The 26,989-nt window shown below is 67.9% G+C and carries 27 protein-coding genes; 13 read left to right on the top strand and 14 right to left on the bottom strand.

The window, feature by feature from the left end:
• Positions 1 to 118 precede the first annotated feature (118 nt).
• From fabG to ABD022_RS13090, 6 genes are all read right to left on the bottom strand, one after another.
• Positions 119 to 859 (bottom strand): 3-oxoacyl-ACP reductase FabG, encoded by a 741-nt coding sequence (gene fabG / locus ABD022_RS13115; RefSeq protein WP_325127143.1) that lies wholly within the window; start codon positions 857 to 859, stop codon positions 119 to 121.
• A 1-nt stretch (position 860) separates the two neighbouring features.
• The gene (gene fabD, locus ABD022_RS13110; RefSeq protein WP_325127141.1) at positions 861 to 1,793 is read right to left on the bottom strand and encodes an ACP S-malonyltransferase; all 933 of its coding nucleotides are present in this window, start codon (positions 1,791 to 1,793) and stop codon (positions 861 to 863) included.
• Positions 1,794 to 1,804: 11 nt separating this feature from the next.
• The gene (locus tag ABD022_RS13105) at positions 1,805 to 2,779 is read right to left on the bottom strand and encodes a beta-ketoacyl-ACP synthase III (protein WP_325127139.1); all 975 of its coding nucleotides are present in this window, start codon (positions 2,777 to 2,779) and stop codon (positions 1,805 to 1,807) included.
• Between the two features lie 21 nt (positions 2,780 to 2,800).
• The gene (gene plsX / locus ABD022_RS13100) at positions 2,801 to 3,859 is read right to left on the bottom strand and encodes a phosphate acyltransferase PlsX (protein WP_343821648.1); all 1,059 of its coding nucleotides are present in this window, start codon (positions 3,857 to 3,859) and stop codon (positions 2,801 to 2,803) included.
• Positions 3,860 to 3,890: 31 nt separating this feature from the next.
• A complete protein-coding gene (gene rpmF, locus ABD022_RS13095; protein WP_043680877.1) occupies positions 3,891 to 4,073 on the bottom strand; it encodes a 50S ribosomal protein L32 in 183 nt (60 codons plus the stop codon).
• Positions 4,074 to 4,139: 66 nt separating this feature from the next.
• Positions 4,140 to 4,640: a YceD family protein gene (locus ABD022_RS13090; protein WP_325127133.1), complete on the bottom strand. Its 501-nt coding sequence runs from the start codon at positions 4,638 to 4,640 to the stop codon at positions 4,140 to 4,142.
• 117 nt (positions 4,641 to 4,757) lie between these two features.
• On the opposite strand from ABD022_RS13090, the gene ABD022_RS13085 reads away from it, so the two are divergent.
• Complete coding sequence (locus tag ABD022_RS13085; protein ID WP_343821645.1) at positions 4,758 to 5,354, top strand: Maf family nucleotide pyrophosphatase; 597 nt, start codon at positions 4,758 to 4,760, stop codon at positions 5,352 to 5,354.
• Positions 5,351 to 6,058 (top strand): SAM-dependent methyltransferase, encoded by a 708-nt coding sequence (locus tag ABD022_RS13080; protein WP_325127130.1) that lies wholly within the window; start codon positions 5,351 to 5,353, stop codon positions 6,056 to 6,058. Before ABD022_RS13085 ends, ABD022_RS13080 begins: the two co-directional genes overlap by 4 nt.
• A gap of 20 nt (positions 6,059 to 6,078) precedes the next feature.
• Here ABD022_RS13080 and ABD022_RS13075 read toward each other — a convergent pair whose 3' ends face one another.
• The 4 genes from ABD022_RS13075 to ABD022_RS13060 all read right to left on the bottom strand — a co-directional run bounded on the left by ABD022_RS13075 (position 6,079) and on the right by ABD022_RS13060 (position 9,451).
• Positions 6,079 to 6,762 (bottom strand): protein-methionine-sulfoxide reductase heme-binding subunit MsrQ, encoded by a 684-nt coding sequence (locus ABD022_RS13075; protein ID WP_325127128.1) that lies wholly within the window; start codon positions 6,760 to 6,762, stop codon positions 6,079 to 6,081.
• On the bottom strand, positions 6,762 to 7,730 hold the full coding sequence (msrP, locus tag ABD022_RS13070; RefSeq protein WP_325127153.1) for a protein-methionine-sulfoxide reductase catalytic subunit MsrP: 969 nt from the start codon (positions 7,728 to 7,730) through the stop codon (positions 6,762 to 6,764). Before msrP ends, ABD022_RS13075 begins: the two co-directional genes overlap by 1 nt.
• Before the next feature lie 87 nt (positions 7,731 to 7,817).
• On the bottom strand, positions 7,818 to 8,495 hold the full coding sequence (locus ABD022_RS13065; protein WP_325127126.1) for an HAD-IA family hydrolase: 678 nt from the start codon (positions 8,493 to 8,495) through the stop codon (positions 7,818 to 7,820).
• A complete protein-coding gene (locus ABD022_RS13060; protein WP_325127124.1) occupies positions 8,492 to 9,451 on the bottom strand; it encodes an RluA family pseudouridine synthase in 960 nt (319 codons plus the stop codon). The genes ABD022_RS13065 and ABD022_RS13060 overlap by 4 nt, the downstream gene beginning before the upstream one ends.
• Positions 9,452 to 9,934: 483 nt before the next feature.
• On the opposite strand from ABD022_RS13060, the gene ABD022_RS13055 reads away from it, so the two are divergent.
• On the top strand, positions 9,935 to 12,943 hold the full coding sequence (locus ABD022_RS13055; RefSeq protein ID WP_343821642.1) for an Rne/Rng family ribonuclease: 3,009 nt from the start codon (positions 9,935 to 9,937) through the stop codon (positions 12,941 to 12,943).
• Positions 12,944 to 13,055: 112 nt separating this feature from the next.
• Here ABD022_RS13055 and accD read toward each other — a convergent pair whose 3' ends face one another.
• The 4 genes from accD to ABD022_RS13035 form a co-directional block, all read right to left on the bottom strand.
• Entirely contained in the window at positions 13,056 to 13,934 is an 879-nt protein-coding gene (gene accD, locus ABD022_RS13050; protein ID WP_325127120.1) for an acetyl-CoA carboxylase, carboxyltransferase subunit beta, read from the bottom strand.
• Between the two features lie 2 nt (positions 13,935 to 13,936).
• On the bottom strand, positions 13,937 to 14,773 hold the full coding sequence (trpA, locus tag ABD022_RS13045) for a tryptophan synthase subunit alpha (RefSeq protein WP_343821640.1): 837 nt from the start codon (positions 14,771 to 14,773) through the stop codon (positions 13,937 to 13,939).
• 13 nt (positions 14,774 to 14,786) lie between these two features.
• Entirely contained in the window at positions 14,787 to 15,986 is a 1,200-nt protein-coding gene (gene trpB, locus ABD022_RS13040) for a tryptophan synthase subunit beta (protein ID WP_325127116.1), read from the bottom strand.
• Positions 15,987 to 16,110: 124 nt separating this feature from the next.
• Positions 16,111 to 18,306: a RelA/SpoT family protein gene (locus ABD022_RS13035; RefSeq protein ID WP_325127114.1), complete on the bottom strand. Its 2,196-nt coding sequence runs from the start codon at positions 18,304 to 18,306 to the stop codon at positions 16,111 to 16,113.
• 104 nt (positions 18,307 to 18,410) lie between these two features.
• Here ABD022_RS13035 and ABD022_RS13030 point away from each other — a divergent pair, with 104 nt between their 5' ends.
• From ABD022_RS13030 to ABD022_RS12985, 10 genes are all read left to right on the top strand, one after another.
• Positions 18,411 to 18,914 carry an NAD(P)H-dependent oxidoreductase gene (locus ABD022_RS13030; protein ID WP_325127112.1) on the top strand — a complete coding sequence of 168 codons (504 nt, stop codon included), beginning with the start codon at positions 18,411 to 18,413 and terminating at the stop codon, positions 18,912 to 18,914.
• A gap of 141 nt (positions 18,915 to 19,055) precedes the next feature.
• Complete coding sequence (gene fdxA, locus ABD022_RS13025; RefSeq protein WP_325127110.1) at positions 19,056 to 19,382, top strand: ferredoxin FdxA; 327 nt, start codon at positions 19,056 to 19,058, stop codon at positions 19,380 to 19,382.
• A 183-nt stretch (positions 19,383 to 19,565) separates the two neighbouring features.
• Positions 19,566 to 20,783, top strand: coding sequence for a polyhydroxyalkanoate depolymerase (locus ABD022_RS13020; protein WP_325127108.1), 1,218 nt, complete (start codon positions 19,566 to 19,568; stop codon positions 20,781 to 20,783).
• A complete protein-coding gene (locus ABD022_RS13015; protein WP_325127106.1) occupies positions 20,776 to 21,414 on the top strand; it encodes an RnfABCDGE type electron transport complex subunit B in 639 nt (212 codons plus the stop codon). Before ABD022_RS13020 ends, ABD022_RS13015 begins: the two co-directional genes overlap by 8 nt.
• Positions 21,411 to 22,049: an endonuclease III gene (gene nth, locus ABD022_RS13010; protein WP_325127104.1), complete on the top strand. Its 639-nt coding sequence runs from the start codon at positions 21,411 to 21,413 to the stop codon at positions 22,047 to 22,049. Before ABD022_RS13015 ends, nth begins: the two co-directional genes overlap by 4 nt.
• A gap of 171 nt (positions 22,050 to 22,220) precedes the next feature.
• Positions 22,221 to 23,003: an ABC transporter ATP-binding protein gene (locus tag ABD022_RS13005; RefSeq protein WP_325127102.1), complete on the top strand. Its 783-nt coding sequence runs from the start codon at positions 22,221 to 22,223 to the stop codon at positions 23,001 to 23,003.
• Between the two features lie 49 nt (positions 23,004 to 23,052).
• Positions 23,053 to 23,763, top strand: a complete 711-nt coding sequence (locus ABD022_RS13000) for an ABC transporter ATP-binding protein (protein WP_325127100.1) — start codon at positions 23,053 to 23,055, stop codon at positions 23,761 to 23,763.
• A 62-nt stretch (positions 23,764 to 23,825) separates the two neighbouring features.
• A complete protein-coding gene (locus ABD022_RS12995) occupies positions 23,826 to 25,031 on the top strand; it encodes an ABC transporter substrate-binding protein (RefSeq protein WP_325127098.1) in 1,206 nt (401 codons plus the stop codon).
• A gap of 84 nt (positions 25,032 to 25,115) precedes the next feature.
• Positions 25,116 to 26,003, top strand: a complete 888-nt coding sequence (locus ABD022_RS12990; protein ID WP_325127095.1) for a branched-chain amino acid ABC transporter permease — start codon at positions 25,116 to 25,118, stop codon at positions 26,001 to 26,003.
• Positions 26,000 to 26,968, top strand: a complete 969-nt coding sequence (locus ABD022_RS12985) for a branched-chain amino acid ABC transporter permease (RefSeq protein ID WP_325127093.1) — start codon at positions 26,000 to 26,002, stop codon at positions 26,966 to 26,968. The genes ABD022_RS12990 and ABD022_RS12985 overlap by 4 nt, the downstream gene beginning before the upstream one ends.
• Positions 26,969 to 26,989 lie beyond the last annotated feature (21 nt).

The following is a 26,989-nucleotide window of genomic DNA, read 5'->3' as shown; positions in this document are numbered from 1 at the left end:
GTCAAAAAAAACAGTCCCGGCCATCGGACGGCTTCCTGGGGAAGCACGGTCGCACCCGGGCCTGCCTGCTGAGGTTGAACGGATTTTACCTTAGACGGGCCGGCTCCGTTCCCGATCCCTACATGTACATACCACCATTGACGTGCAACGTCGTCCCTGTTACATACCCCGCCTGGGGGCTGGCCAGGTAGGCGACCGCATGGGCGATTTCCGCCGCCGAGCCCAGGCGCCCCAGGGGAATCTGCTGCAGGATCGCAGCCGTCTGGGTCTCGTTCAGGGCCCGCGTCATGTCGGTATCGATGAAGCCCGGCGCCACGCAGTTCACCGTGATGCCACGGCTGCCGAGCTCGATCGCCAGGGCACGCGACATGCCGGCCACGCCGGCCTTGGCGGCGGCGTAATTGGCCTGGCCCGCGTTGCCGCTGTAGCCCACCACCGAGGTGATGTTGATGATGCGGCCCCAGCGGGCCTTCATCATGGTCTTGGCCACGCCGCGCGACAGGCGGAATACGGACGAAAGATTGGTGTTCAGCACCGCGGCCCAGTCTTCGTCCTTCATGCGCAGGATCAGGCCGTCGCGGGTGATCCCGGCATTGTTGACCAGGATGTGCGGCCCGCCCTGGCCGGCCAGCTCGGCCAGCAGGGCGTCGCAGGCCGCAGGATCATTGACTTCCAGGACCGCACCGCGGCCGCCTTGCGGCGCCAGGGCTTCGGTGATGGCCTGGGCACCCGTCTCGGACGTTGCCGTCCCCACGACCGTGGCGCCAGCAGCGGCCAGTTCCAGGGCGATGGCGCGGCCGATGCCGCGCGAAGCGCCCGTCACGAGGGCGATCTTGCCCGCCAGCACAGGTTCCGACATGTCAGCCTCCCAGAGCTTCCAGCGTTTCTTTCAGGGACGCCGGATCAGTGATGTTGAAGGTGTTGATTTCGCGGTCGATGCGCTTGACCAGTCCCGACAGGACCTTGCCGGGCCCGCATTCGACGATGTGGGTGACGCCGTCCTGCTTCATGGCCTGTATGGTCTCCACCCAGCGGACCGGGTGCCATGCCTGGCGCACCAGCGCATCGCGGATGGCATCCGGATCCGTCGGCCGGGCGACATCGACATTATTGATCAGCGGGATGGCCGGGGACGCCACGGCCACGCCGGCCAGCGTCCGGGCAAGCACGGCGGCCGCCGGCTCCAGCAGGCGCGAATGGAAGGGCGCCGACACCGGCAGGGTCACGGCGCGCTTGGCGCCGGCGGCGCGAGCCCGTTCGCAGGCGCGCTCGACGGCGGCCGTATGGCCGGCGATCACGACCTGAGCCGGGGCGTTGTAGTTGACGGCCTCGACGACCTGGCCTTCGGCAGCCTGGGCACAGGCCTGGCGCACGGCTTCGTCGTCCAGCCCCAGGATGGCGGCCATGGCGCCCTCGCCCACCGGCACGGCGGACTGCATGGCCTCGGCCCGCACGCGCACGGTGCGGACCGCGTCTGCGAGGTCCAGGGCCCCCGCCGCCACCAGGGCGGAATATTCGCCCAGGCTGTGGCCGGCCACCAGCGCGGGCTCGACGCCGCCCGCCTGCCGCCAGGCGCGGTACAGGGCGACGGAGCACAGCAGCATGGCGGGCTGGGTGTGGGTGGTCAGATTCAGGGTCTCGGCGGGACCGCGGGCGATCAGGCCGGACAGGTCTTCTCCCAGGGCCTGGTCGCCGTCGCGCAGCGTGGCCTGGACGCCGGCGTCCTCGGACCACGCGTCCATCATGCCGACGGTCTGCGAGCCCTGGCCGGGAAATACGAATGCAATCTTCATTGTCGAGGTCTTCAGATTTTCACGAGGACGGAGCCCCAGGTGAAGCCGCCGCCCACCCCTTGCAGCAGCACGGTCTGGCCGGCGCGGATGCGGCCGTCGCGCCAGGCGACGTCCAGCGCCAGCGGCACGCTGGCCGCCGAGGTATTGGCATGCCGGTCCAGGGTGACGATGAGCTTTTCTTCGGGCAGGTCGAGCTTGCGGGCGATGAAATTCAGGATCCGGATGTTGGCCTGGTGGGGCACCATCCAGTCGAGTTCGGACACGTCGATGCCGGCTTCCTCGCAGACTTCGTGCGCGGAACGCGTCAGGGAATTGACGGCCAGCTTGAACACGGCCTGGCCGTCCATGCGCAGGAAGGGGTCGCCCGTGACCTGGCCGCCCTCGACGTTGCCCGCGGCGCACAGGATGTGCTGCTGGCGCCCGTCGGCATTCAGCCGGGTGGCCAGGATGCCCGGTTCGTCAGAGGCGCTGAGGACCACGGCCCCGGCACCATCGCCGAACAGCACGCAGGTGCGGCGGTCGTTCCAGTCGAGGATGCCGGAAAAGACCTCGGCACCGATCACCAGGGCATGGCGCGCGCGGCCGGCGCGCACGAAGGCGTCGGCGGTGGCCAGGGCATAGACGAAACCGCTGCACACGGCCTGGACGTCGAAGGCGGCGGCACCGCCCACGCCCAGGTTGGCCTGCACCAGACAGGCGGTGCTGGGGAAGATGAAGTCCGGCGTGGAGGTGGCGACGATGATCAGGTCGAGCTGTTCGGCCGCCAGGCCGGCGCTGTCCAGGGCTGCGCGCGCGGCCGCCGTGGCCAGCGTGCTGGTCTTGGTGCCCGGTTCGGCGATGTGGCGCTGGCGGATGCCGGTGCGCTCCGTGATCCAGGCATCGGAGGTCTCGATGCCGCGCGTGGCCAGGTCGGCGGCCAGATCATCGTTGCTGACGACGCGTGGGGGCAGATAGCCGCCCGTTCCTGTGATCCTGGCGTAAGGCATATCGATTCCGGAAAAAGAAGGCTAGGCCGTCGGGGCCGGGTCGCCTGCTGCGGGGGTTTGCAGCCGGCCGCGCAGGACTTCAAGACGCTGGATGGTGCCTTCGAGGAGACCGTTGAGCACGGCTTCGCGGGCACGCTGCAGCGCCTGGCCATAGGCATAGGCGTCGGCCGAGCCATGGCTCTTGATGACGATGCCGCGCAGGCCCAGCAGGGCCGCCCCATTGTAGCGGCGATTGTCCACGCGGGCGCGAAAGCGCTGCAGCACGGGCGTGGCCACCAGGCCCGCGGCCATGGTGAGGGGATTGCGGCGGAATTCCTCGCGCATCATGCCGCTGATCATGCGCGCCAGGCCTTCGACGGATTTGAGGACCACGTTGCCGACGAAGCCGTCGCAGACGACCACGTCCACCGTGCCCTTGAAGATGTCGTCGCCTTCCACGTTGCCGTAGAAGTTCAGGCCGCTGCCGCGCAGCAGGTCGGCCGCCTGCTTGACGACCTCGTTGCCCTTGATGAGTTCCTCGCCGATGTTCAGCAGGCCGACGGAGGGCTGTGTGCGGCGGTCCACGGCGGACACCAGGGCGGCCCCCATGAGACCGAACTGCAGCAGGTGCTCGGCCGTGCAATCCACATTGGCCCCGAGATCCAGCACGGTGGTGGACCCGCCGTTCTGGTTGGGCAGCGCGGTGGCGATGGCCGGTCGGTCGATGCCGTCCAGCGTCTTGAGCACGTAGCGGGAGATCGCCATCCAGGCGCCGGTGTTGCCGGCCGATACGGCGGCATCGGCGCGGCCGTCCTTCACGGCCTGCACCGCCACCCGCATCGAAGAGTCTTTCTTGCGGCGCAGGGCGACTTCCACCGAATCGTGCATGGTGACGACTTCGGAGGCATGCAGGATCTCGAACTGGCCGGCCGCCGCCGCGTTCTGCTGCAGGGCCTGGCGGATCAGTGCCTCGTCGCCGACCAGCAGGCACCGGGTATCGGGGTGCGACTGGGCGAACGCCATCGCCGCCGGCACGGTGACCGGCAAGCCATGGTCGCCGCCCATGCAATCGATGGCGATGGTCGGATTGGAATGGGACATCGGCGCGTGGAGGAACCTAGGCGCGGATGGCTTATTCGTCGTTCTTGGTCTTCAGGACCTTGCGGCCGCGATAGATGCCGTTCGGGCTGATGTGGTGGCGCAGGTGCAGTTCACCGGTCGTGGGCTCGATGGCCGTGGCGGGAGCCGTGAGGAAATCGTGCGAACGATGCATGCCGCGCTTGGACGGGCTCTTTTTGTTTTGCTGGACAGCCATGATGACTCCTGTGATCGGGGCCGCTCATTTTAAGGTAAGCACAAGCCCGTGTGTTAAACGAAAAATTCAGTCTTTCCCAAGCCGTTCCAGGACAGCGAACGGCGAGGGGCGCCGGGGCGCTTCCGGCACATCCCCGTCTCCCGGACACACATCGTGGCGGGGAGCATAGGGCAGCGCCAGGATCAGCTCGTCTTCGACCAGGCCCAGGACATCCAGGCGCTGCTCGGCCACGAGGTATTCGATCTCGGGGCCACGGCCTTCGGTTTCGAGCGCATCCATGGCATCGAGCTGCGCCTGGGTTTCCACCAGGCCCAGCGCGCTGGACACCCGCAGCGTCAGGCTGAAGACTTCCAGGCAGCGCTGGCAGACGACCCGCACGGGGCCGCTGGCCTCGACATCCAGCCAGGACTGGCCGGACGACGCATCGGCCCGCCCGCGCACCTGCCAGCGGATATCGTGGTCCTGGGGTTCGGGCAGATCCTGGCACAGGCGCGCGAACCGGTCCGCTCGCACGACGCCATCCAGGGCCTGTCCGGCCCGTGCGAACCCGATCGCATCGATGACCATGAAGTTTTGTTGCTCGGGAAAACTTTAGATGATACTCGATCCCAGGGCACAGGGTCAATGTTTACTCGCAGACCCGCTCCGCACGGTAAACTGGCGCACGCTTACCAGGATTTCCCCATGCCGCTCATACTGGCCTCCAGTTCACCTTACCGCCGCGCCTTGCTGCAGCGGCTGAACCTGCCCTTTTCGGTCCAATCCCCGGACATCGACGAAAGCCCCCTGCCGGGCGAAACGCCGCTCGACCTGTCGTTGCGCCTGGCCAGGGAAAAGGCCGCCGCGATCGCTGCGCGCAACCCTGGCGCCCTGGTGATCGGTTCGGACCAGGTCGCCGCGTTCCAGGGCGAACCCGTCGGCAAGCCGGGATCCTTCGAGGCAGCCCGCGAACAGCTGCGCCGCTTCGGCGGCCACGACGTCCTGTTTCATACGGCCCTGTGCGTCACCGACGGGCAGCGCCATCTGCTGGAACACGTGCCGACCGAATGCCGCTTCCTGGCCCTGGACGACGCCCGGATCGAACACTACCTGCGCGTCGAGCAGCCATATGATACGGCCGGAAGCGCCAAGGCCGAATGCCTGGGCGTGGCCCTGATGGAGCGCATGCGCAGCGACGATCCCACCGCCCTGATCGGCCTGCCCCTGATCGCCCTGTGCCGCATGCTGCGGGCCTTCGGCCTGGAACCGCTGGGCGCCCACACCGGGAACGGACAACCATGACCACATTGCACCTGATCCCCGTCGGCCTGGGCCAGGCCGACCCCGGGCGCTGGCTGCCGCTCGCCGCCCGCGAAATCGCCGCCACGCTGCGCTGCTTCATCGCCGAAAACGCGAAATCGGCGCGCGCCTTCCTGAAGCAGGTCGAAACCACCGTTCCGCTCCAGGAAATCCTCATCCATACCCTGAAGCCGGACACGCAGGCCGCGGAAATCCGCGCCTGGCTGAACGGCGTGCCCGCAGGCGAAGACATCGGCCTGGTTTCGGAAGCCGGCTGCCCCGCCGTGGCGGACCCGGGCGCGCTGGTCGTGGCCCAGGCGCACGCCGCCGGCATCCGGGTCGTGCCCTGGACCGGGCCTTCGTCCATCATGCTGGGGCTGATGGCCAGCGGCCTGCAGGGCCAGCGCTTCGCCTTCCATGGCTACGCGCCGGTCAAGGCGCACGAGCGCGACGCCCAGCTGCGCGCCTGGGAATCGGCATCCCACAAGCAGCAGCAGACCCAGATCCTGATCGAAACGCCCTACCGGAACAGCGCGCTCTTCGAGGCCCTGCTGCGCACCCTGCGCGACACGACCCGGCTGTGCATCGCCAGTTCCCTGACCTGCGACGACGAGGCCATCGCCACGCGCACCATCGCCCAGTGGCGCAAGGCCGGGCCGCCGGATTTCGAACGCAAGCCGACGCTGTTCCTGTACCTGGCCAGCTGAAGCCGGCCGGGGTGGTGGTCTCAGCCCTGGCTGCCCGGGGCGCCGCGCCGCGCCGTGCGCCAGCCACGCCACCACCCCGGCAGGCGCGCGGCCAGCAGCAGGGCCAGCACCAGGGCGTACAGGCGCGGTTCCAGGAAGTCGTTCTTCCCCGCCCGCATCCAGTCGAAATGCAGCACCGACAGGGCAGCGGCGGGATAGACCAGTGTATGCAGGCGCTTCCAGCCGCGCCCCAGGCGCCGCATCCAGCCCTGGGTGGACGTCAGCGCCAGCGGGACCAGGCACAGCACGGCCAGAGCGCCCACGCCGATGAAGTCGCGCCGCCACAGGTCTTCCCACATCGCGGCCGGCACACCGCCGCGGTCCCAGACCGCCCAGGCCAGGACGTGCAGCACGGTATAGAAGAATGCATACAGGCCCAGCTTGCGCCTATGGCGCAGCAGGCTCGTCCAGCCCAGCCGGCGCGCCGGCGTCACGGCCAGCGTGGCCCAGAGCAGCGCCAACGCCCAGATGCCCGAGGAACGGGTCAGGAATTCCTGCGGATTGGCCCCCAACCCCCCGGCCGCCCCGAGTGCGAACCATCGCAGCAGGGGAAACAAACCGCAGGCATGGATGCAGACCCCCAGGAGCCGCCCCCCGCCCGGACGCGGCCGGCGCGCGCCGGCCCCCGGCGCGGCGGACTGCATGCCGGCTGCACGCGCACCCATCAGAAGTTGCGCGCCAGATCCATGCCCGCATACAGCCCGGCCACCGACTCGGCATAACCGTTGAAGGGCTGCGTGGGCAGGCGGGGCGCGAAGAAACCGGCTCCGATGCGGCGTTCGGTTTCCTGGCTCCAGCGGGGATGCGGCACCGCCGGGTTCACGTTGGCATAGAACCCGTATTCCCGCGGTGCGGCACGCATCCAGCTGGTGACGGGCGGCTCGGCCTGCAGATGGATCCCGACCAGCGACTTGGCCGACTTGAAACCGTATTTCCACGGCACGACCACCCGCAAGGGCGCGCCGTTCTGGGGCGGCAGGACGCGTCCGTAGACGCCGAAGGTCAGCAGCGCCAGCGGATGCATGGCCTCGTCCATGCGCAGGCCCTCGACATAGGGCCAGTCCAGGACCCCGGCCGCCACGCCCGGCATGGCATCGGGCTGCAGCGCGGTCGTGAACACCACATAGCGGGCGTCCGCCGTCGGCTCGACCTGGCGCAGCAGGTGGGACAGGGAATAACCCGTCCAGGGCACCACCATGGACCAGGCCTCGACACAGCGCAGCCGGTAGACGCGCTCTTCCAGGGGCGCCAGGCGCCGCAGCGCATCCACGTCCAGGGTCATGGGCTTGCGCACGGCGCCGTCGATCCGCACCGTCCAGGGCTCGAGCCGCATCCGGCCGGCATATTCGGCCGGGTCGCCCTTGCCGGTGCCGAACTCGTAGAAATTGTTGTAGGTGGTGATGTCCTTCCAGCGATTGGGCGACTCATCGGTCGACCAGCGGGCATCGCGCGGGGCTTCCAGCACGGCGCCTTCGAGCCCATCGGCAGGCACCGCCCTGGCCAGGCCACCGGCGCCCAGCGCCAGCGACCCCAGGGCGGCCTGCCGCAGCCAGCGCCGTCGCGACAACCAGACGGACTCGGGCGTGATTTCAGAGGGCGGAATACCGATTTCCCAGGGTGCGCGCATGATGATCCACCTGCAGAGTGGCAATCCGGATTAGATCGCCGCCAGAGAAAAAAGTTCGGCGCCGCGCAGGAAAACAGTCGATTCCGGCGGGGTTCAGCCCGCTCGCGACCGGATCCAGGCCTGCATGTCGGGCACCGTGGCCACCAGCGCCGTCGGCCCGGCCGATTCCAGCAGCGACGGTGCGTGGGCCCCATAGGCGACCGCCAGGCTGTCCACTCCGGCGGCGCGCGCCATCAGGACATCATGCGTGGTATCGCCCACCATCAGCACCGATTCCGGCGCCAGGCCCAGTTCGGCAAGCAACTGCAACAGCATATCCGGATCCGGCTTGCCGCGCGCTTCGTCGGCCGTGCGCGTGGCGCGAAACAGGTCGCGCAGGCCCAGCCGTTCGATCGATTCGTCCAGGCCGCGGCGGCTCTTGCCCGTGGCCACGCCCAGCACCGCGCCGCCCGCGCTCAGTTCGCGCAGCAGGAGATCCTGACCCTCGAACAGGCGCATTTCATGCTGCAGCGCCATGAAGTGGGCGCGATAGCGCTGGACGAAAATGTCCACACGATCGGCGCCCAGGTCCGGCACCAGGCGGTACAAGGCCGCCTGCAGCGACAGCCCGATCACCCAGCCGGCCTCTTCGCGCGATGGTTCGCGCAGGCCCAGGTCGCGGCAGGCCCCCAGCAGCGCCCCGACGATATGGTGCGTGGAATCCAGCAGGGTGCCGTCCCAGTCGAAGATCACGGCGCGATATTGTTTTTCCGGCAGGCTCGGGGAGGTCATGGACGGTCGTGTTCCAGATGGTCCAGCAGCGCCAGGCAGGCGGGCGGCAGCGGGGCTTCGAAAACCAGGGGTTCGCCGGAAACCGGATGCGGGATCTCCAGCCGGTGCGCATGCAGGAACATGCGCCGGAAACCCTGGGCGGCCAGGGCGGCGCGAATCTCATCCGGCCCGTATTTCTCGTCGCCGGCGATCGGATGCCCCTGCGCCGCCAGATGCACCCGGATCTGGTGGGTGCGCCCGGTGCGCAGTTCGGCCCCCACCAGGGAATAGCGCCCGGCGTAGCGGTGCCGCAGGGTGACGATGGTATGGGCGGGCTTGCCCAGGGCGTCGACGCGCACCCGGCGCTCGCCGTCCGGCGTCAGGTATTTCAACAGGGGCAGCCGGATGTGCTGGCGGTCGTTGACCCAGTCGCCCACGACCAGCGCCAGGTAGTGCTTGCGGCCCCTGCTCTCGCGCATCATGTCGTGCAGGGCCACCAGGGCCTTGCGGCTGCGCGCCACCATCAGCACCCCGGATGTCTCCCGGTCCAGGCGGTGCGCCAGTTCCAGCAGGCGTTCTTCGGGACGCGCCGCGCGCAATTGCTCGATCACGCCGAAGGACACCCCGCTGCCGCCATGCACGGCCACGCCGGCGGGCTTGTCGATCACCAGCAGGTGGGCGTCTTCATACAGCACGGGAAAGGCTGCCGGCGGCACCGGCGCCGACGTCCCCGGCGCGGGCAGGCGCAGCGGCGGGATGCGAACGGAATCGCCGGCCGACAGGCGCGTCTCGGCCCGGCAACGGCCCTTGTTGACCCGCACCTGGCCGTCGCGGATGGCCTTGTAGACGTGGCTCTTGGGCACGCCCTTGCAGAGCCTGAACAGGAAATTATCCAGCCGCTGCCCTTCGTGTTCGGTCCCCACGGCCACCAGACGGACGGACGGCGGCGAAGCGGGGGGATCAACTATTTTGCGCATAGGGAAAAGCGGCATATAATCGCAACAGCCCATAGAGGCTGGAAACCGCCGGGCGTAGAGACGCAATGGATGCATCTCCGTCTGGCAGCAGGGACCCCATTGTACTGCCTCACTTCCAGCCTCCAGGTCCTTGGTCGCCGGCTCCGTCCCGGTTCCCTTCCCCCGCGCACTGCCGCCGGGCGCAGGAATCGACGTCAGGCCGCGTGCGACGCTGCAGATTCTGCTCGCTCTTCCGCACCGGATGCGGCCCACAGCCCGCGTTCGCCGTTCCCAGCAATCATTTCGTCAATCACGCATCGTGCCCTTGACCTCCCTGCTGACAGAACCTTGCGCCTACCGGCGCACCGTGCCCCCTCCCCAGGAGACCGGCGCGGCCTGACCTCGTCAGCGCACCGATCTCCTCGCAGACTGCTGCATCGCACACCGAGTGACCCGTGGCCGTGCGCCGAATCCGGCGCGCCCTGACTACGGAGAAACCCACTCATGAAACGCATGCTGTTCAATGCGACGCACCAAGAAGAACTACGCGTCGCGATTGTCGATGGCCAGAAGCTGATCGATCTGGACATCGAGACCGCCGGGCGCGAACAGCGCAAAGGCAACATCTACAAGGGCGTCATCACCCGGATCGAACCGGGCCTGGAAGCCTGCTTCGTCAACTACGGCGAAGACCGCCACGGCTTCCTGCCCTTCAAGGAAGTCGCCCGCAGCTACTTCAAGGAAGGCGTGGATGTGCGCACCGCCCGCATCCAGGACGCCCTGACCGAAGGCCAGGAACTCATCATCCAGGTCGAAAAGGAAGAGCGCGGCAACAAGGGCGCCGCCCTGACCACCTTCATTTCCCTGGCCGGCCGCTACCTGGTGCTGATGCCCAACAACCCGCGCGGCGGCGGCGTGTCGCGCCGCGTCGAGGGCGAGGACCGCCAGGAACTGCGCGAAACCATGGATCAGCTGGAAATCCCTTCCGGCATGAGCATGATTGCCCGCACCGCCGGCATCGGCCGCAGCGTCGAGGAACTGCAATGGGACCTGAACTACCTGCTGCAGCTCTGGAGCGCCATCGACGCGGCCGCCCGCGAGAACAAGGCACCGATCCTGATCTACCTGGAATCCAGCCTGGTGATCCGCGCCATCCGCGATTATTTTTCGCCCGAAATCGGTGAAATCCTGATCGATACGGACGACATCCACGACCAGGCGACCGCGTTCATGAGCGTGGTCATGCCCGACAACGTCAACCGCGTGAAACGCTACCGCGACGACGTGCCCCTGTTTTCCCGCTTCCAGATCGAACACCAGATCGAGACCGCCTACTCGCGCACGGTCACGCTGCCTTCGGGCGGCGCCATCGTGATCGACCACACCGAGGCCCTGGTGGCGGTGGACGTCAACTCCGCGCGTTCGACGCGCGGCGCCGACATCGAGGAAACCGCCCTGCGCACCAACCAGGAAGCGGCCGACGAAGTCGCGCGGCAGCTGCGCCTGCGGGACCTGGGCGGCCTGATCGTGATCGACTTCATCGACATGGAGGACAGCAAGAACCAGCGCGCCGTCGAACAGCGCCTGCGCGATGCCCTGCATTTCGACCGCGCCCGTGTCCAGATGGGCAAGATTTCCCGCTTCGGCCTGATGGAGCTGTCCCGCCAGCGGCTGCGCCCGGCCTTGAACGAAGGTTCGCACGTCACCTGCCCGCGCTGCACCGGCACCGGCGTGATCCGCGACGCCGAGTCCAGCGCCCTGCACGTGCTGCGCCTGCTCCAGGAAGAAGCCATGAAGGAAGGCACGGCCGCCCTGCACGCCCAGGTGCCGGTCGACGTCGCCACCTTCCTGCTCAATGAAAAGCGCCGCGACATCAGCCAGATCGAATCCCGCCTGAAGGTCAATCTGGTCCTCATCCCCAACAAGTCGCTGGAAACCCCGCACCACCACATCGAACGCCTGCGCCACGACGACCCGCGCCTGGACGAGAACAAGACCAGTTTCGAACTCGCGCAGGAACCCGAGGACAAGCTCATCTGGCAGCCGAACAAGGCCCAGGAAGCCAAGGCCCGGCCCGAAGCCCTGGTCAAGGGCATCCAGCCCGCCCAGCCGGCACCGGCCCACGTGGAACGCGCGCCTCGCGCTGCCGAGGCAGCCCCCGCCACCGCCGCGCCCGCTGCCCCGCAGGGCGGTCTGCTCAAGCGCCTGATCGGCTGGATCACGGGCTCCGCCTCCGGCACGGCCACCCCTGCCCCCGAACCAGCCGCCGCGCCGGCGCGCGAATCCGGCGACGGCCGCCGGCGCAACGGCGCGGGCCGCAACGGTGGACGCCGGGGCGAACGCCGCTCCGACGCCCCGCGCGGCGAACGTGCCGGACGCACGGAACGTGCCGAACGCACGGAAGGCCGCCCCGCCGCCCGCCGCGAACGCCCGGCCCAGGACATCGCCCAGCCGGTCCAGGCGGAAGCTTCCGCCGTCGAGCTCCATGACGAAACCGCCGAACCGCGCCGTGGCCGCAACCGCCGCGGCCGCGGCCGCAACCGCCCGGCCGAATCGGCCGCCCTGTCCGGCGAAACGATCGCCCTGCAGGCCGAACAGGCTGTCGCCCCGGCCGACGAATCGGCCGCTCCCCAGGCCCGGCCCCAGTCCGCCGCGAACCCCTACGGCCTGCCCGATGCGCCGCAGAGCACGCCCGACGCCGACGCGCAGGATGACGACACCCCCGTCGCCGGCCCGGCCGTGGACGCCGAAGCCGACACCGACCTGGATACCCCGGATCCGGAACGCAAACGCCGCCGTCGTCGCGGCCGCCGTGGCCGCCGCAGCAGCGATGCCGCCGACTCGGCTTCCACCGAAACCGCGTCCATCGCCACCGAAGACGACACGCCGGCCATCGAAACGCACGAAACACCGCGTTTCGATCCCGAAGTGCTGACCGCCGATGCACCCGCCGCGCCGGTACCGGCCGAAACGCCGGCTGCCCAGCCCGCGCAGGCCGAAGCCGTCGATGTGCCGGCACCTGCCTTGGCCGAAACCCAGCCCGTGGCCGATGAAGCCCCCGCCGCCGCTCCGTTCGCACACGCCGTGCCGCCGCAAGCGGTCGAGCCCGTCCGGCAGGAGCCGGCCGCCAAAACCGCAGTCGAAACCGCACCCGTGGCCGAGCCCACGCCTGCGGCCGAGCCGGTGGCGGAAGACGCCGCCCCGGCCGCCGATACGGCGCCCCAGGCCGAGCCCCAGGAAACGGTCGTGACCGCCGAGCACACCGCGGCTGCGCAAGACAGGGAACCTGATGTGCAGGAAACCGCATCCGCCGCGCCAGTGCAGGAACCATCCCGGCCGATCTCCCTGGCCTCGCTGGACGAAACCCTGCAGGCCGCCGGCATGCAGATGGTCGAGACCCGCTCCACCGCGCCCTATGTGCCGCCCGCACCGCCCAAGCCCCTGGGCCGAGCCCGCAAGCCGGTGGCCCGCACGCAGGACGAACCGCTGCAGCAGGTGGAAACCACGCACTAAGGCTTCCCACCCACGAAAAAATGCCCGAAGCGCTTGCTTCGGGCATTTTTCATTGGGGAGACGGCGTTGCCGTTCCTGCATGCCGCCCTGGGGCGGCAGCCGCCGGCTGGCGTCAGGCGGCCTTCACGACCTCGATCGGCTGGCGGGTGAACAGCGCCAGCAGATGCGCCAGTTCGGCCTGCATCTCGCGGCGATCGACCACCCGGTCGATGGCGCCCTTCTGGAGCAGGAATTCGGCGCGCTGGAAACCTTCCGGCAGCTTCTCGCGCACGGTCTGCTCGATCACGCGCGGACCCGCGAAACCGATCAGGGCATTGGGTTCGGCCAGGACCACGTCGCCCATGAAGGCGAAGGAAGCCGACACCCCGCCCATGGTCGGGTCGGTGAGGATGCTGATGAACGGCAGGCCGGCCTCGGACAGCTGGTGCAGCATGGCGGTGGTCTTGGCCATCTGCATCAGCGAGAACAGGGATTCCTGCATGCGCGCACCGCCCGACGACGACACGCAGACGAAAGGCATCCGCCGGTCGATGGACACCTGGACGCCCCGGGCGAAACGCTCGCCCACCACCGAACCCATCGATCCCCCCATGAAGGCGAATTCGAAGCACGCCAGCACCGTGGGCACCGACAGCACCGTGCCGCTCATCACCACCAGCGCTTCGGTCTCGCCGGTCTGCTTGGCTGCTTCGGTCAGGCGTTCCGGGTATTTGCGCGAATCCTTGAACTTCAACGGATCCATGGGGCGGGTCTGGGCGCCGATTTCCTCGCGGCCTTCGGGGTCCAGCAGGGCGTCGATGCGTGCCCGGGCGCCGATCCGCATGTGGTGGCTGCACTTGGGGCAGACGTTCAGGGTTGCCTGCAGGTCTTCTTTATAGAGGACGGATTCGCAGGACGGGCATTTTACCCACAGGCCTTCGGGCACCCGCTTGGAGGCCGAATCGCTGTTGCGGTTGATGCGCGGGGGGAGGATTTTTTCAAACCAGCTCATGGTCAACCTTCTTTCCGGATGGGTTCTATGGCCTGGCGCACCTGGGCCAGCCACTGGGCGGCCGCACCGATGGCCGCCTGCGGGCCGTCGCGCAGGGACGCTTCCTCGATGATCTGTATGATTTTGCTGCCGATCACCACGGCATCGGCGTGCCGGGCCACGCGTGCGGCGCTGTCGGCATCGCGGATGCCGAAGCCCACGCCCACGGGGATGCGCACGTGGCGGCGGATTTCGGCCAGGCGGCGCGCCACGTCGTCGGTATCCAGGTGACCGGCGCCAGTCACGCCCTTGAGTGAAACGTAATAGACATAGCCCCGGGCCAGGCGGGCGACGTCGCGGATGCGGGAATCGACGGACGTCGGCGCCAGCAGGTAGATGGGGTCCAGGCCGGCCTGCCCAAGCAAGGCAGCGAATCCGGCCGATTCCTCGGGCGTGTAGTCCACGGTCAGCACGCCATCGACACCGGCCTGGGCGGCCCGCTGCACGAAGGCTTCCTGGCCCATGCATTCGACGGGATTGGCATAGCCCATCAGGACGACCGGGGTCTCGGTGTCCTGGCGGCGGAATTCGGCCACGAAGCCCAGCACGGATTCCAGGCTGACGCCCGCGGCAATGGCGCGCTCTCCGGCCTGCTGGATCACCGGGCCGTCGGCCATGGGGTCGGAAAACGGCACGCCCAGCTCGATCACATCGGCGCCGGCCGCCGCCAGGGCGTGCATCAACGCCGGTGTGGACGCCACCAGGGGATCGCCCGCCGTCACATAGGAGATCAAGGCCGCCCGCCCCGCCAGCGAAGAGAAGCGGGCCGCCAGACGGGCATTGGAAGAAGTCGTGGTCATGGGTTCCTGAGCCTCAGAGCGTGATGCCGCTGTATTCGGCCACGGTGTGCATGTCCTTGTCGCCCCGGCCCGACAGGTTGACCAGGATGATCCGGTCGCGTGGCAGGGTCGGGGCAAGCTTCACCGCCTGGGCGATGGCGTGCGAGGATTCCAGGGCAGGCATGATGCCTTCGATGCGGCAGCAGTCGTGAAAGGCGGCCAGGGCTTCCTGGTCGGTGATGCCGACGTACTGCGCGCGCCCGCTGTCGTGCAGCCAGGCGTGTTCGGGACCGACGCCCGGATAGTCCAGGCCGGCGGATACGGAATGGGTTTCGGTGATCTGGCCGTGCGCATCCTGCAGCAGGTAGGTGCGGTTGCCATGCAGCACCCCCACCACGCCACGGTTCAGCGACGCCGCGTGTCGGCCCGTGTCCAGGCCTTCGCCGGCGGCCTCGACGCCGATCAGCTGGACGGATTCGTCCTCGATGTAGGGATGGAAGATGCCGATGGCATTCGACCCGCCACCCACCGCGGCGATCACATAGTCGGGCTGGCGGCCTGCGTCGCGCGGCATCTGTTCGCGGCATTCGCGGCCGATGATGGTCTGGAAGTCGCGCACCATGCGGGGATAGGGATCCGGGCCGGCCACGGTGCCGATGATGTAGAAGGTGTCCTCGACATTGGTGACCCAGTCGCGCATGGCCTCGTTCAGGGCGTCCTTCAGGGTGCGCGAGCCCGATTCGACGGGCACCACCGAGGCGCCCAGCAGCTTCATGCGGTAGACGTTGGACGCTTGTCGGCGGACGTCCTCGCTGCCCATGTAGACCACGCATTCCATGCCGTAGCGCGCCGCCACGGTGGCCGTGGCCACCCCGTGCTGGCCCGCACCGGTCTCGGCGATCACGCGCGGCTTGCCCATGCGCCTGGCGAGCAGGGCCTGGCCGATGCAGTTGTTGACCTTGTGGGCGCCGGTGTGGTTCAGGTCTTCGCGCTTGAACCAGATCTGCGCGCCGCCCAGTTGTTCGGACCAGCGCCGCGCGTGGTAGACCGGACTGGGCCGGCCGACGAAGTGCTCCAGCTCGTAGGCGAATTCGCGCTGGAAATCGGGGTCGTCGCGATAGCGCGCATAGGCTTCGCGCAACGCATCCAGGGCGTGCACGAGCGTCTCGGCGACGAATGAACCGCCGAACTTCCCGAAATGCCCCTGGGCATCCGGCAAATGATAGGGTTTCAAGTCCAGTCTCGCATCAAAGGCGCCGCCGGGTTTTCCAGGCGCACGCACGGGCCAAACGGGCATTTTAACAGCCCCGTACGGGCCGGGGCCTGCGGCGGCCGAGGGTGCCGGCGCCCGGGCCGGATCACTGCCGCCCTGCCTGGACGCCGGGCAGTTCGTTGACGGCAGCCAGCGCCTGGCGGATCTGCTCGCCGTCGCGCACCTCGACGGTGAACACCATGTGCGCCAGCGAACGGCGGCTGTGGGTCGTGACGCGCACCACCCGCAGCCGCAGCCGCGCGAAGACCTCGGACAGGTCGCGCAGCAGGTTGGGCCTGTCCTGGGCATGGATGCTCAGGTCCACGGGATACATGGTCTCGCCGGTCTTGCCCCACGTGACCTCGATGCAGCGTTCGGGATGACGCTGCGCCAGTGCCGCCCAGGACGGGCAGTCGCGGCGGTGTATCGACACCCCCCGGCCACGCGTGACGAAGCCCTCGATGTCGTCGGGCGGCACGGGCCGGCAGCAGCGCGCCAGCTGCGTCATCAGGGAATCGACCCCGACCACCAGCACCCCGCTCTTGCCCGTGCGGGCAACGCTGCCGGCATCGCTGGCATAGACGCGGGCCTCGTCGGGCTGCTCGCGGGCGGGCTCGGGGTCGCGCAGAACGTGATCGATCTGCCGCAGGCTGAATTCTTCCTTGGCCGCCGCCACGTACAGATCGTCGGCGCGGGCGAAACCCAGCTGCTGGGCCAGGTGTTCCTGGTTGATGGCGGTGCGGCCCAGGCGCTGCAGTTCCTTTTCGACCATGGCCTGGCCCTGGGCGATGCGCTGCTGCAGCTCGACGGCATTGAACCAGGCCCTGACCTTGGCCCGGGCGCGCGGACTGGCCAGATAGCCGAGCTGGGGATTGAGCCAGTCGCGCGAGGGGCCGCCGGACTTGGCGGCGGTGATCTCCACGGTCTGGCCCGTGCGCAGGGGAGTGGACAGCGGCACGATCTGGCCGTCGACCCGCGCGCCCCGGCAGCGATGGCCCAGGTCGGTGTGCAGCAGGTAGGCAAAATCCACAGGCGTCGACCCGGCGGGCAGTTCGAGCACGCGCGCCTGGGGCGTCATGACGTAGATGCGCGCATCCGGCTGCGCTTCGGGCGAAGGCGCAGCCCCGCCCTCGTCCTTCCAGGACAGCAGCTGGCGCATCCAGGCGATCTTCTGGTCGTATTCGCCGGCGGCGGCCACCTGGCCGCCCCGGGCGCCCGCTTCCTTGTAGCGCCAGTGCGCCGCCATCCCGTATTCGGCGAAATGGTGCATGTCGCGGGTGCGGATCTGGACTTCGAAGGCCCGGCCCTCGGCATCGGCCACCACGGTGTGCAGGGAACGGTAGCCGTTGGGCTTGGGACGGGCGATGTAGTCGTCGAATTCCTCGGGCACCGGCGTCCACAGCGCATGCACGAGGGCCAGCGCGGCATAGCAGGCCCGCTCGTCCTCGACGATGACCCGGAGGGCGCGCAGGTCGAACAACTGGCGGAATTCCAGGTGCTTGATGCGCATCTTGTTCCAGATGCTGTAGATGTGCTTGGGCCGGCCGCTGAGCTCGGCCCGGATCCCGGCTTCTTCCAGCGCCGCCCGCAGACGCGCCATGACGTCCTCGATGAAGGCCTCGCGTTCGACGCGCTTTTCTTCGAGCTGCCGGGCGATGGACTTGTAGGTGTCCGGCTCCAGGAAGCGGAAGGACAGGTCTTCCATTTCCCATTTGATCTGCCAGATCCCCAGGCGGTTGGCCAGCGGCGTGTACAGGGCCATGGTCTCGCGGGCGAATTCCGGCGGGCAGGGCGTGCGGCTGGCCGCGTACCAGCGCAGCGACTGCAGCCGCGAGGCGAGCCGCATCAGCACGATGCGCAGGTCCGCCGCCATGGCCAGCAGCATCTTGCGCTGCATTTCCTTCTGGTCGGTGCCCGACACGTCGCCGGCCCGGCCGGCGACGGTGCCCAGGCGCAACAGGGCACGCACGCCCTGCACCAGGGTCGTGATCTCGGGGCCGAAGGCCTTGCGCAACGGATCGGCGCGCGACACTTCGCCCACCGGGACCGGCTGCACGGCCAGCAGGGCCGCCGCGCGCGTGGCGGCGTCCGAATCCAGGCCGCGCAGGATCAGGGCCACCGAGGCCGCATGCGCATCCAGGGCTTCGCCCGTGCTGGCCCGGGCGCCGCGCAGGGGCTCGCGCACCCAGTCGGCCGCCTGCTGCAGGACCGCCGCGCCTGCATCGTCCAGCCCGCCGCTGGCGGCCTGGAACCACTCGGGACCGAAAGGATCTGCGGAAACGGGCTGCTGGGAGACGCTCATGGTGCCGGACAGGGGGAAACAGGCCCTTTGACAGGGCCTTCAGACGCTGAACCTCTATACTACTTGAGTGAGCCCGTCCACGCAGGACTGCCCCCGAGTCCCCCATGACGACCCAATTGCTGATCATCTGGCATTCCCGCACCGGCGCCGCCCGGCAGATGGCCCAGGCTGCGGCCGCAGGCGCGCAGGCCGTGGCCGACGAACTCGAGGCGGGCGACCGCTTCGACCTGCAGGTGCGGCCTGCCGACACCGTGCGGGCCGAAAACCTGCTCGCCGCCGACGGCTATATCTTCGCCGCGCCCGAAAACCTGGCGGCGCTCAGCGGCGCCATGAAGGAATGCCTGGACCGCAACTACTATCACGTGCTGGACCGGATCAACGGCCGGCCTTACGCCGCCATGATCACCGCCGGATCCGATGGCGACGGCGCCCGGCGGCAGCTCGAGCGCATCTGCACCGGCTGGCGCCTGAAGGCCGTCGCCCCCACCCTGATCGTGCCCATGCGGGCCCAGACGCCCGAGGCCATCCTGGCGCCCAAGGTCGTGCCCGAGGACTGGCTGGCACGCGGCGCCGAACTGGGCGGCACCCTGGCTGCTTTGCTGCTGTAGCAGTGTGGGGGCATGGGGCGGGTTCAAATTGGGGCATTTCTCCACCTCCCCCGCACGGGCTCTTCGGGTTCTCCCGGATAAATTCGGTAAAATCCTCACTGGCCTATTTCAAGGCCCCTGATTGCAAGCCCGGAGTGCCCCATGACCCACGTCGTCACCGAAAACTGTATCAAGTGCAAGTACACCGACTGCGTCGATGTCTGTCCCGTGGATTGTTTCCGCGAGGGGCCGAACTTCCTGGTGATCGACCCCGAGGAATGCATCGACTGCGCCGTCTGTGTGCCCGAATGCCCCGCCAACGCCATCTTCGCCGAGGAAGACGTCCCGCAGGACCAGCTCGACTACATCCCCCTGAACGCCGAGCTGTCTCCCAGCTTCAAGCCCATCAACCGGTCCATCAGCCCGCTGGAAGGCGCCGACGACTGGAACGGCGTCGCCGACAAGCTCAAGTACCTGGAACGCCCGTAAGGACCGCCGTCCCGCCTCGCCGCTTCCCGGCCGTCTGCAAAACCCCACATCCCACCCGTATATGGTTCATATACGGGAAATTCCGGTAGCGCCCTGTCACGTTTACCGGTACTTTAGATCCGGATGACCGATACTCCGGCGCGCGATCCGCGCCGGGACAGACCGACGGGAACGCATACCCCCATGCTGTACGACCTGCACGAGCTCCAGCGCTCGATCCTTGCCCCCTTCACGGCTTTCACTGAAACCGGTTCACAACTGTTCTCGAATCCCTACAGCCCGCTGGCCTACACCCCGCTGTCGCGGCAATTCGCCGCCGCCTACGAGCTGGCCCACCGCGTCGGCAAGGATTACGAAAAACCCGCCTGGAATCTGCCCGCCACCCGGATCGGCAACCGGGAAGTCGCCGTGCACGAAGACATCGCCCTGGCGCAGCCCTTCTGCCGCCTGGTGCACTTTCGCCGCGAAACCCGCCGCCAGGATCCGTGCGTACTGCTGGTGGCCCCCCTGTCCGGGCACCACGCCACCCTGCTGCGCGATACGGTGCGCGCCCTGCTGCCCGGCCACGACGTCTACGTCACGGACTGGGTCGACGCCCGCATGGTGCCGGCCGCCGAAGGCACGTTCGGCCTGGACGACTATGTCCGCTACATCCAGACTTTCCTGCGCCACCTGGGTCCCGATACCCATGTGATCTCGGTCTGCCAGCCCACCGTACCGGTGCTGGCCGCGATTTCCCTGCTGGCCTCGGCCGGAGACTCCTGTCAGCCGCGCAGCATGGTCATGATGGGCGGCCCCATCGACACGCGCAAGTCGCCCACCCAGGTCAACCGGCTGGCCACGACCAAGCCCTACGAATGGTTCGAGGACAACCTGATCCACCGGGTGCCCGCCCGCTATCCGGGCGCCGGGCGGCTGGTCTATCCGGGATTCCTGCAGCACGCCGGCTTCGTCGCCATGAACCCGGACCGGCACCTGAAGTCCCACTACGACTTCTACCTGCACCTGCTGCGCGGCGACGACAGCGACGCCGAGGCCCACCGCCGCTTCTACGACGAATACAACGCCGTGCTGGACATGCCGGCCCGCTTCTACCTGGATACCATCCGCATCGTCTTCCAGGAATTCCGGCTGCCGCGCGGCACGTGGACGATCGATGGCGAGCAGGTCGACCCCGCGGCGATCCGCAAGACCGCCCTGCTGACCATCGAAGGCGAACTGGACGACATCTCCGGCGAGGGTCAGACGCACGCCGCCCACCAGTTGTGCGCCAACCTGTCTCCTTCCATGCGGGAAGTCCACACCGCCGCCGACTGCGGCCACTACGGCATCTTCTCGGGACGCCGCTGGCGTCAGCAGATCTGTCCTAAAATAGCGGCGTTCATCCGCGCCCATGCCTGACGGGGCCGCATCCGACCCTGACGTGCCCTCACTGACCGATACCCTCGACGCCCTGCTGCCGCAGACCCAATGCACGCAATGCGGCTACGACGGCTGTCGCCCCTATGCCCAGGCCATGGCCGAAGGCCGGGCCGACATCAATCGCTGCCCGCCCGGCGGCCCGCGCGTCATCGAGGCCCTGGCCAGCACGCTGGGCCGCCCGGTGCTGCCGCTGGATCCCGAATGCGGCACGCACCAGCCCTTCCGGGTGGCGCTCATCGACGAGGCCCACTGCATCGGCTGCACCCTGTGCATCCAGGCATGTCCGGTGGATGCCATCCTGGGCGCCAACCAGTGCATGCACACCGTGATCGAAGCCGACTGCACCGGCTGCGAGCGCTGCGTGGCGCCCTGCCCGGTGGACTGCATCACCATGGTTCCCGCCAACCGTGACTGGACCGCCGGCGACGCCGACGCCGCCCGCCGGCGCTACCGGGCCCGCAACGCCCGGCTGCAGGCGCGGCACGACGAAACCGCCGGTCCCGCGGCGCGCACGCTGGCCAACAAGCCCGTCCTGGCCGCCCCCGCCCCCCAAGACAAACAGGACCGCATCGCCCAGGCCCTGGCCCGGGCGCGCGCCCGACGCTCATGAAACGCGCCGCCATCGAAGAATGCTTCCGCCGCCTGCGCGAAGCCAACCCCCATCCCCGGACCGAACTGGAATACGGCAGCGTCTTCCAGCTGCTGGTGGCCGTCATGCTCTCGGCCCAGGCGACCGACCGTTCCGTCAACCTGGCCACCCGCGGCTTCTTCCCCGAGCACGGCACGCCCGAAGGCCTGCTGGCCCTGGGCGAGCAGGGGCTGGCCGAGGCGATCCGCACCATCGGCCTGTACAAGACCAAGGCGCGCAACGTCATCCGGACCTGCGAACTGCTGCTGGAGCGGCACGGCGGGCAGGTGCCCGACCGCCGCGAAGACCTGGAAGCCCTGCCCGGCGTCGGGCGCAAGACCGCCAACGTGGTGCTCAACACAGCCTTCCGCCAGCCCGCCATGGCCGTGGACACGCACATCTTCCGCGTCTCCAACCGCACCGGGATCGCGCCGGGCAAGACCGTGCTGGCCGTGGAGCAGGCGCTGCTGCGCCGGGTCCCGAAGGAATATCTGCTGGACGCCCATCATTGGCTGATCCTGCACGGCCGCTACGTCTGCGTGGCCCGCAAGCCGAAATGCCCCCAGTGCCCGATCGCCGACCTGTGCGACTATCCGGACAAGACCCGGCCCGCCTGAGCCCGCACGCAGCCTGCGGCCCGGCCCGCCAGGCCGCATCTATTGCGCTGCAATATCCGGCTGCCGCAGCGACAACTCTGTAAAACCCCTATGGAGCCGCGCCCCGGACCGTTCCATACTTGAAACATACCGCCACCGGGCGCCGCACTGCGACATGGAACACAGGGCATCATGGGCACAGAACCCGACATCATTCTCGAAACCCGAAAACTCTCGAAAACCTTCCTGGGCTTCACCGCCGTGGACTCCGTGGATCTGAAGATCCAGCGCGGCCACATCCACGCGCTCATCGGCCCCAATGGCGCAGGCAAGACCACCTGCTTCAACCTGCTCACGAAGTTCCTCGAGCCCAGCCACGGGAACATCTTCTTCGACGGCCAGGAAATCACCCGCGACAAACCGGCGGAAATCGCCCGCAAGGGCATCATCCGGTCCTTCCAGATCTCTGCCGTGTTCCCGCAGCTCACGGTGATCGACAACGTGCGCATCGCGCTGCAGCGCGCCACCGGCACTTCCTACCACTTCTGGCGCAGCGACAGCAGCCTGCGCCACCTGGACGACCGGGCCATGGAACTGCTCGCCGAAGTCGACCTGGCCGACTTCGCATCGCAGATGACCGTGAACCTGCCCTACGGCCGCAAGCGCGCCCTGGAAATCGCCACCACCCTGGCCATGGAACCCAGCCTGATGCTGCTGGACGAACCCACGCAGGGCATGGGCCATGAAGACGTCGACCGCGTCACCCAGCTCATCAAGCAGGTCAGCGCCGGGCGCACCATCCTGATGGTCGAGCACAACATGAAAGTCGTCTCCTCGATCGCCGACCGCATCACCGTGCTGGCGCGCGGCGCCGTGCTGGCCGAAGGCGACTACGCAGCCGTCTCGAACAACCCCGATGTGATGGAAGCCTACATGGGCACCACGCAAGGCGAACTCGAAGGAGCCCACGCATGAGCGCACCGGGCCGTCTCAAGCACGAACAGCACAGCGCCAAGGAGGCACGATGAGCCTGGCACTCGAAATCTCCGATCTGCATGCCTGGTACGGCGAATCGCACGTCCTGCACGGCGTGAACATGCGCGTCGAGCCCGGCCAGGTCGTCACCCTGCTGGGGCGCAACGGCGCCGGGCGCACCACCACGCTGCGCGCGCTGCTGGGCCTGACCAGCCGGCGCACCGGCTCGATCCGCATCCAGGGCACCGAATCGATCCACCTGCCCACCTACCGCATCGCGCACCTGGGCATCGGCTACTGCCCGGAAGAACGCGGCATCTTCGCCTCGCTGTCCTGCGAGGAAAACCTGCTGCTGCCGCCCACCGTGGGCGACACCCTGGGCGGGGGCATGTCGCTGGCCGAAATCTACGACATGTTCCCCAACCTCCTCGAACGCCGCCACTCGCCGGGCACACGCCTGTCGGGCGGCGAACAGCAGATGCTGGCGGTGGCGCGCATCCTGCGCACCGGGGCCAACCTGCTGCTGCTCGACGAAATTTCCGAAGGCCTGGCGCCGGTGATCGTGCAGGCGCTCGACCGCATGATCCGCGCGCTCAAGGACAAGGGCTACACCATCGTCATGGTCGAGCAGAACTTCCGCTTCGCCGCGCCGCTGGCCGATCATTTCTACGTCATGGAACACGGCCAGATCGTGGAGGAATTCCCGGCCAGCCAGCTCCAGGAAAAACAATCCACGCTCGACAGCCTGCTGGGCGTCTGACCGGCACACCATCCTTTTGCCAACTATCCGCCGGCACAACCGGCACATACAGGAGACTTCCCATGAAACTGCGTACCCTATCCGTCGCGCTGGCAGCAGCCGGCCTGGGCTTCGGCCTATCCGCCCAGGCCGCGGGGATTTCCGACGACGTGATCCGCATCGGCTTCATCGCAGACATGTCCGGCGTATACGCCGACATCGACGGTAATGCAGGCGCCGATGCCATCCGCATGGCGATCGCCGACATGGGGGGCGAGATCAACGGGAAGAAAATCGAACTGCTGACCGCCGACCACCAGAACAAGGCCGACATCGCCTCGGCCCGCGCCCGCGAATGGTTCGACCAGCAGCATCTCGACATGCTGATCGGCGGCACCAATTCCGCCACCGCCCTGGCCATGGCGGCCGTGGCGGCCGAAAAGAAGAAGCCCTTCATGGTGGTGGGCGCCGGCTCCTCCGCGCTGACCAACGCGCAATGCACGCCCTACACCGTCCACTATGCATACAACACGGTCGCCCTGGCCAACGGCACGGGTTCCGCCGTGGTGCGTGAAGGCGGCAAATCCTGGTTCTACCTGACCGCCGACTACGCCTTCGGCCACTCGCTGGAACAAGACACGATGAAGGTCGTGGAAAAATCCGGCGGCAAGAACCTGGGCGCCGTGCGCGCACCGCTTGCCACGACGGACTTCTCTTCCTTCCTGCTGCAGGCGCAAAGCTCCGGCGCCGAAGTCCTGGGCCTGGCCAACGCGGGCGGCGACTTCATCAATTCCGTCAAGGCCGCCAAGGAATTCGGCATCACCAACACCATGAAGCTGGCCGGCCTGCTGGTGTTCATCAACGACGTCCACGCCCTGGGTCTGGAAAACACCACCGGCCTGTACCTGACCACCGCCTGGTACTGGAACCAGGACGACGCATCGCGCGCCTGGTCCAAGCGCTTCTTCGAGAAGCACGACCGGGCGCCGTCCTTCCTGCAGGCGGGCGACTACTCGGCCGCCAAGACCTACCTGGAAGCCGTCAAGGCCATCGGCACGGACGATGGCGACGCCATCATGAAACAGCTCAAGAGCGTCACGGTCAACGACATGTTCATCAAGAACGGCCACATCCGCAAGGACGGCCTGATGATGCACGACATGTACCTGGCCCAGGTGAAGAAACCCGACCAGTCCAAGGCAGCCTGGGACTACTACAACATCGTGCGCACCCTGCCGGCCGAATCCGTGTTCGGCGCGGAATCGACCTCTACCTGCGCACTCAAGTAAGCGGCGCATGAACTCCGGATCCCCGCCCACGGGCGGGGATCCGCGATCCGCAACACCCCTTCCGCCCGATTCCGCCGCAGCCCTATGACACAACTTTTCGGTGTTCCCATCCAGGCCCTGCTCGGCCAGCTCCTGCTCGGCCTGGTCAACGGCTCGTTCTACGCCGTGCTCTCGCTGGGGCTGGCCGTCATCTTCGGCCTGCTCAACATCATCAACTTCACCCACGGCGCGCTCTACATGCTGGGGGCCTTCATCGCCTGGATGGGCCTGCAGTACCTGGGGCTGAACTACTGGATCATGCTGTTCGTGGCCCCCGTGATCGTGGGCTTGTTCGGCATCGTCCTCGAACGCCTGCTGCTGCGCCGCCTCTACAAGCTCGATCCGCTCTACGGCCTGCTGCTCACCTTTGGCCTGACACTGCTCATCGAAGGCCTGTTCCGCAGCTTCTACGGCGTATCCGGCCAGCCCTACAGTACGCCCGCCCTGCTGCAGGGCGGCGTGAACCTGGGTTTCATGTTCCTGCCCATCTATCGCGCCTGGGTCGTCGTGGCCTCGATCCTGGCCTGCCTGCTGACCTGGTTCATCATCGAGAAGACCCGCCTGGGCGCGCTGCTGCGCGCCGGCACCGAAAACCCCAAGCTGGTCGAAGCATTCGGCGTGAACGTGCCGCTGATGATCTCGCTCACCTTCGGCTTCGGCGTCGGGCTGGCGGGCTTTGCCGGCGTGCTGGCCGCCCCCATCCTGCAGGTCTCGCCGCTGATGGGCTCGAACCTGATCATCGTCGTCTTCGCCGTGGTGGTCATCGGCGGCATGGGTTCGATCCTGGGCTCGATCGTCACCGGCCTGGGCCTGGGCATCATCGAAGGCTTCACCAAGGTCTTCTGGCCCGAAGCCTCCAGCACTGTGGTGTTCATCATCATGGTGATCGTACTGCTGACCCGCCCGGCCGGGCTGTTCGGGAAAGAATCATGAATCGACAACTGATCGCCTATCTGGCCGCCCTGATCCTGCTGGCCGCGCTGCCCGCGCTGGGCGGCTACCCGATCTTCATCATGAAGGTCATGTGCTATGCGCTGTTCGCCTGCGCCTTCAACCTGCTGCTGGGCTACACCGGGCTGCTGTCCTTCGGACACGCCGCCTTCCTGGGGCTGGCAGCCTACGCCTGCGGCCAGTCGCTGACCGTCTGGGGCTGGCCCACGCTGGGCGGGCTGCTCTTCGGCACGGCGGCAGCGGGCGTCCTGGGCCTGGTCTTCGGGCTGCTGTCCATCCGCCGCAGCGGCATCTATTTCGCCATGATCACCCTGGCGCTGGCGCAGATGCAGTTCTTCTATTTCCTGCAGGCCCCGTTCACCGGCGGCGAGGACGGCCTGCAGGGCATTCCGCGCGGCAGCATCCTGGGCCTGGACCTGAGCCAGGACATCAACCTGTACTACGTGGTGCTGCTGATCTTCGTGCTGGGCTACGCCCTGATCTGGCGCACCGTGCATTCGCCCTTCGGCCAGGTCCTGAAGGCCATCCGCGAGAACGAGCCGCGGATGGTTTCGCTCGGCTATGACGTGGACCGCTTCAAGCTGCTGGCCTTCGTGCTCTCGGCCACGCTCGCCGGCCTGGCCGGAGCCACCAAATCGCTGGTGTTCGTCTCGGCCACGCTGTCGGATGCCACGTGGCAGATGTCGGGCACGGTCATCCTGATGACGCTGATCGGCGGCATGGGCACGCTCACCGGCCCGGTGCTGGGCGCGATCATCGTGGTGGCGCTGGAAAACAAGGTCGGCGAATTCGGCCGATTCCTGATGCAGCAGACAGGCATCGAATGGTTCCGCGTCCTGGGCGAATCGGTCACCATCGTCATCGGCCTGATCTTCATCGTCTGCGTGCTGGCCTTCCGCCGGGGCATCATCGGCGAATGGCTGGCCTGGCGGCAAAAGACCGGCTGAGCCAGGCCTCCCACCTCGCGG

Source organism: Castellaniella daejeonensis, from assembly GCF_039523555.1.
Classification (GTDB): domain Bacteria; phylum Pseudomonadota; class Gammaproteobacteria; order Burkholderiales; family Burkholderiaceae_B; genus Castellaniella; species Castellaniella daejeonensis.
The sequence above is the reverse complement of the archived record's forward strand: the minus strand, read 5'-3'. Positions and strand labels throughout refer to the sequence as shown.

Coding starts and splice junctions, on each gene's coding strand:
- fabG (WP_325127143.1), bottom strand. CDS start 859: ATGTCGGAACCTGTGCTGGCGGGCAAGATCGCCCTCGTGACGGGCGCT.
- ABD022_RS13055 (WP_343821642.1), top strand. CDS start 9,935: ATGAAACGCATGCTGTTCAATGCGACGCACCAAGAAGAACTACGCGTC.
- ABD022_RS12985 (WP_325127093.1), top strand. CDS start 26,000: ATGAATCGACAACTGATCGCCTATCTGGCCGCCCTGATCCTGCTGGCC.
- ABD022_RS13005 (WP_325127102.1), top strand. CDS start 22,221: ATGGGCACAGAACCCGACATCATTCTCGAAACCCGAAAACTCTCGAAA.
- accD (WP_325127120.1), bottom strand. CDS start 13,934: ATGAGCTGGTTTGAAAAAATCCTCCCCCCGCGCATCAACCGCAACAGC.
- trpA (WP_343821640.1), bottom strand. CDS start 14,773: ATGACCACGACTTCTTCCAATGCCCGTCTGGCGGCCCGCTTCTCTTCG.
- ABD022_RS13085 (WP_343821645.1), top strand. CDS start 4,758: ATGCCGCTCATACTGGCCTCCAGTTCACCTTACCGCCGCGCCTTGCTG.
- ABD022_RS13035 (WP_325127114.1), bottom strand. CDS start 18,306: ATGAGCGTCTCCCAGCAGCCCGTTTCCGCAGATCCTTTCGGTCCCGAG.
- ABD022_RS13090 (WP_325127133.1), bottom strand. CDS start 4,640: ATGGTCATCGATGCGATCGGGTTCGCACGGGCCGGACAGGCCCTGGAT.
- ABD022_RS13030 (WP_325127112.1), top strand. CDS start 18,411: ATGACGACCCAATTGCTGATCATCTGGCATTCCCGCACCGGCGCCGCC.
- ABD022_RS12995 (WP_325127098.1), top strand. CDS start 23,826: ATGAAACTGCGTACCCTATCCGTCGCGCTGGCAGCAGCCGGCCTGGGC.
- plsX (WP_343821648.1), bottom strand. CDS start 3,859: ATGTCCCATTCCAATCCGACCATCGCCATCGATTGCATGGGCGGCGAC.
- nth (WP_325127104.1), top strand. CDS start 21,411: ATGAAACGCGCCGCCATCGAAGAATGCTTCCGCCGCCTGCGCGAAGCC.
- fabD (WP_325127141.1), bottom strand. CDS start 1,793: ATGAAGATTGCATTCGTATTTCCCGGCCAGGGCTCGCAGACCGTCGGC.
- ABD022_RS13000 (WP_325127100.1), top strand. CDS start 23,053: ATGAGCCTGGCACTCGAAATCTCCGATCTGCATGCCTGGTACGGCGAA.
- ABD022_RS13060 (WP_325127124.1), bottom strand. CDS start 9,451: ATGCGCAAAATAGTTGATCCCCCCGCTTCGCCGCCGTCCGTCCGTCTG.
- ABD022_RS13080 (WP_325127130.1), top strand. CDS start 5,351: ATGACCACATTGCACCTGATCCCCGTCGGCCTGGGCCAGGCCGACCCC.
- ABD022_RS12990 (WP_325127095.1), top strand. CDS start 25,116: ATGACACAACTTTTCGGTGTTCCCATCCAGGCCCTGCTCGGCCAGCTC.
- ABD022_RS13105 (WP_325127139.1), bottom strand. CDS start 2,779: ATGCCTTACGCCAGGATCACAGGAACGGGCGGCTATCTGCCCCCACGC.
- ABD022_RS13065 (WP_325127126.1), bottom strand. CDS start 8,495: ATGACCTCCCCGAGCCTGCCGGAAAAACAATATCGCGCCGTGATCTTC.
- ABD022_RS13015 (WP_325127106.1), top strand. CDS start 20,776: ATGCCTGACGGGGCCGCATCCGACCCTGACGTGCCCTCACTGACCGAT.
- rpmF (WP_043680877.1), bottom strand. CDS start 4,073: ATGGCTGTCCAGCAAAACAAAAAGAGCCCGTCCAAGCGCGGCATGCAT.
- fdxA (WP_325127110.1), top strand. CDS start 19,056: ATGACCCACGTCGTCACCGAAAACTGTATCAAGTGCAAGTACACCGAC.
- ABD022_RS13075 (WP_325127128.1), bottom strand. CDS start 6,762: ATGGGTGCGCGTGCAGCCGGCATGCAGTCCGCCGCGCCGGGGGCCGGC.
- ABD022_RS13020 (WP_325127108.1), top strand. CDS start 19,566: ATGCTGTACGACCTGCACGAGCTCCAGCGCTCGATCCTTGCCCCCTTC.